Source organism: Shigella sp. SIG6 (genome assembly GCF_053555815.1).
This window is the reverse complement of the sequence record NZ_JBQZXC010000333.1, coordinates 1-366: the sequence shown is the minus strand read 5'-3', so window position 1 is coordinate 366 and position 366 is coordinate 1. Positions and strand designations below refer to the sequence as shown.

Annotated in this window: 1 protein-coding gene; it reads left to right on the top strand. The window is 56.8% G+C overall.

Annotated features, from left to right (window positions below):
• The coding region (locus ACUU1M_RS20690) for a transposase (protein ID WP_449144797.1) at positions 1–366 on the top strand (366 nt) is incomplete at both ends.

Genomic DNA, 366 nt, shown 5'->3' with positions numbered 1-366 from the left:
TGTACATGTCGAAAAAAACGGCCGGCGGGAGGAATACGGCGCGCTACCTGGGTCGTTATCTGAAGAAGCCGCCGATAGCGGCCTCCCGGCTGGCACATTACAACGGAGGGGCGAGCCTGAGCTTCCGTTACCTGGACCACAAAACGGGAGAAACGGCGACGGAAACGCTGACACAGCGTGAGCTGGTCGCGAGGCTGAAACAGCACATCCCGGAGAAGTTTTTTAAGATGGTGAGGTACTTCGGGTTCCTTGCCAACCGGGTGTGTGGAGAGAAGCTGCCGCAGGTGTACCGTGCTCTGGGGATGGATAAACCGGAACCAGTGGCGAAAGTGTGCTATGCACAAATGGTGAAACAGTTCCTGAGTC